Here is a 3,506-nt window from a genome sequence, read left to right on the forward strand (position 1 = left end):
CGTAGGAAATGATACCGTCGGTCACTTCTATCGTAGCATTGTCTATGATGCACAACTCGCCCATTTCCTTACCACAACGGGCGGAAAAACCGATAGGCGTCACAACACGCGCATTGAAAATTATCAGGTTTTCAGTCATATTCAAAAACTTTATTTGTGTAATTTGCGCAATTCGTGTTCAGTTATTCTTCCATAATCCGCGCCTCAAGCACTTGCTGCATGGAGAAATTCTCCAATCCGAGATAATAGGAAGCGGTGTCTATCAGCGCCTCCATCGGAACGAGGCCAATAATCTCGCTGCCCACGATGCTCACTCCATAACGTTGTGCTTCAATGCGGGTTAGTTCGAAAGCACGGTAAAGGGCAGTACGGGTGTAGTCCGTCATATTGATGGATACTTGTGTAATACCCCGGTCTTTCAACTCTACCCCCATTGCCTTGCAATAGCGCAGCCCACCACCGATGAAACGGATTTTCTTAGCAATGTCGTGGGCAATGTCCAGATTGGCGGTGCTGAGGTTAATATTATAAGCCACCAACGGCATACGGGCACCAACGGCAACTGTTCCGGCAGTCGGATGCCGCTCGGCAGGTCCGAAATCAGGTTGCCATTCGGGGAGTTTTATCTTTTCCGCCATGCCTTCGAACTCGCCTTTACGCACAGCGGCAAGATTTTCGCGATGGGGAGCAGAAGCTGATTTTTCATACAGGAAAACCGGAAGATTATAACGTTTAGCTACCTCAGCACCGACTTCTTTGGAGAGGGCGATGGCTTCTTCCATCGTCACATTCTTGATAGGGATGAAAGGAACTACATCGACAGCCCCCATACGGGGGTGTTGACCGGTGTGGTGATTAAGGTCGATGAGCTGAACGGCAATACCGATGGCTTCGAGGACGGCGTCGCGAAGCGATTCGGGCTCGCCCACCACGGTAACGACCAGGCGGTTATGGTCCTCGTCATTGCTATAATCCAAGAGTTTTACACCTTGCTTTCCACGGAAAGGTGATATGATTTGGTCTATTTTCTGCAAGTCACGTCCCTCACTGAAATTGGGGACACATTCAACGATTTTATTCATATGGGTTTTCTATTTTGAGTGTTCTTATTATATCTTTAGTAAAATGCCCAAAGGGCAGGTGGCAGATTAAAAAAGTAGTCATTATATATACTTATTAACCAGTTCTTCATCCGCCACATATGGCATTGTGATATGGTAACCGTCAGCATATGTCCGGTTGAACTCTTCGCTCGTCTCCATCGCATGCTCATTTCGTGCCCACGAACGGCGTGCCACACCGCCCATCACGTCCCAAAGCATAGCTGAACGGAGTATCTCGTCTACCCGCTCGCTGCCATCGCACACCATACCGAAGCCACCGTTAATCGCCTTTCCGATGCCGACACCACCGCCATTATGCAATGCCACAAGGCTCATGCCCCGCGCACAGTTTCCGGCGAAACACTGCACAGCCATATCTGCCATGACATTACTGCCGTCTTTAATATTCGAAGTTTCCCGGAAAGGAGAATCCGTACCGCTGACATCGTGATGGTCACGTCCCAGCATGATTGGCCCGACTTCGCCATTACGCACCATTTCGTTAAATTTCAGTGCTATATTCATACGTCCCACAGCATCCTGATAGAGAATGCGTGCCTGCGTACCCACCACAAGGTTATTCTTTTCCGCATCGCGTATCCAGTTGTAATTATCCAAATCCTGCCCGCGCCGGTTCGGGTCGATACATTCCATAGCGGCATGGTCGGTCTTTATTAAATCTTCATGCTCGCCACTCAGACACACCCAACGGAACGGTCCGTAACCATAGTCGAAAAGCTGCGGCCCCATAATGTCTTCCACATAGCTGGGGAAGATAAAACCGTTCTTGTCATCCTCTTCTTTTGCTATTTCCCGGACTCCGGCATCGTAGATGGCTTTCATAAAGGAGTTGCCATAATCAAAGAAATAAGTTCCACGCTCCACAAGTGCTTTTATCGCACGGAAGTGACGTACCAACGATTCATCCACCAGCCCGCAGAATTCTTGCGGATTTTCATGCAGCAGGTTCGTACGTTCCTCAAATGTCAATCCCACCGGGCAGTAACCGCCTTCGTAAGCAGCGTGGCAGGAGGTTTGGTCGGAAAGTAAATCAATATGTATAGTTTGATTTACGGCATATTCCAGCAAATCGACAATATTACCATGATAGGCAATGGAGATAGGCCGCTTGCCATCCATCGCTTCGCGAGCCAGTGAAAAGGCCTCGGAAATGGAATCTGTGACGTGCCCCACCCAACCTTGCCGGTGACGGGTTTCAATACGGGACATATCCACCTCTGCAATAATAGAAGCCGCTCCCGCCATCTCCGCCGCTTTGGGCTGGGCACCGCTCATGCCTCCCAAACCGGAAGATATAAATAGACGCCCCTGCAAGTTGCCTCCCTGGGGAATACCGAGTTTCATGCGTCCGGCATTCAGAAGTGTATTGAAAGTGCCGTGCACAATACCTTGCGGACCAATGTACATCCAACCTCCGGCAGTCATCTGCCCGTAATTGGCAACGCCCATTTGCATGGCGACGTGCCAGTCTTTCTGGTTATCGTAAAGGCCTACCATCATGGCGTTCGTAATAATGACGCGCGGTGCTTCGGGCTTGGAACGGAACAGGCCCAACGGGTGTCCGCTCTCGATAACGAGTGTCTGGTCTTGCGTCAGCACTTCGAGATATTGTTTGATAAGACGATATTGCATCCAGTTCTGGCACACCTGTCCCGTCTCACCGTATGTGACAAGCTCGTAAGGATAGAGGGCAATATCAAAACAAAGATTATTGTCAATCATTACCTGGAATGCTTTGCCTTCGATGCAATTCCCCTTATACGCATCGATAGGTTTCGCCTTAAGGTCGCCCTGTGGACGGTATCGGTAGCCGTAGATGCGCCCGCGTGTGCGAAGCTCTTCCATGAACTCCGGGGCAAGGGTTTCATGTAATTCTTTGGGAATATAGCGCAATGCGTTCTTCAACGCCGTGGCCGTCTGTGCAGGCGAAAGAGTAAAACCACGGTCGGGAGCCCGCCGGATACCCTCAACGAAAGTAGGGTAAGGGGGCAATGTGTTACTTAGGGTTATTTCCATAACATGCAGGATGAAAGGTTACAAAATGTCATCAGTTTACTTCCGTAAGCTGCCGCAATATAGAAATAAATCCCGATATCAGCAAAGGATACCGGGATTTATTTATCATTTCGTCATTTCAATTGCAGTAGGTACTTACCTGTGACTTCCGCCCTCTCACTACTTTCCTGTAAGAAGGCTTCCAGCAGTTCCGGTTCATTCTTCAGCAGAAGCAGCATCTTGTCTTTTCCTACAAATTCCACTTTACCTGTCTCCGGATTCAATTCATAGTAGACACGCGCATTCACCAATCCCGACGCTGCAATGGCTGTGCCCACATCTCCACCGAGCTTCGTGGCATCGGCGGGCTGAGTAGTACTTGCCGCC

The 3,506-nt window shown here is 49.5% G+C and carries 3 protein-coding genes and 1 pseudogene; all 4 read right to left on the bottom strand.

The genetic code is table 11. The annotated features are described in order from the left end of the window. A pseudogene (locus tag QZ135_RS24730) lies at positions 1-139 on the bottom strand (imidazolonepropionase); the annotation flags it as partial. A 43-nt stretch (positions 140-182) separates the two neighbouring features. Further along, on the bottom strand, positions 183-1,082 hold the full coding sequence (gene ftcD, locus QZ135_RS24735) for a glutamate formimidoyltransferase (RefSeq protein WP_294615764.1): 900 nt from the start codon (positions 1,080-1,082) through the stop codon (positions 183-185). 81 nt (positions 1,083-1,163) lie between these two features. Continuing rightward, positions 1,164-3,140, bottom strand: coding sequence for a urocanate hydratase (locus QZ135_RS24740; protein ID WP_294615766.1), 1,977 nt, complete (start codon positions 3,138-3,140; stop codon positions 1,164-1,166). Positions 3,141-3,253: 113 nt separating this feature from the next. Next, positions 3,254-3,506 (bottom strand): DUF6563 family protein (locus tag QZ135_RS24745; protein WP_365979447.1); only part of this gene is annotated, 253 nt, incomplete at its 5' end.

This window comes from uncultured Bacteroides sp. (assembly GCF_905207245.1).
Lineage (GTDB): Bacteria > Bacteroidota > Bacteroidia > Bacteroidales > Bacteroidaceae > Bacteroides.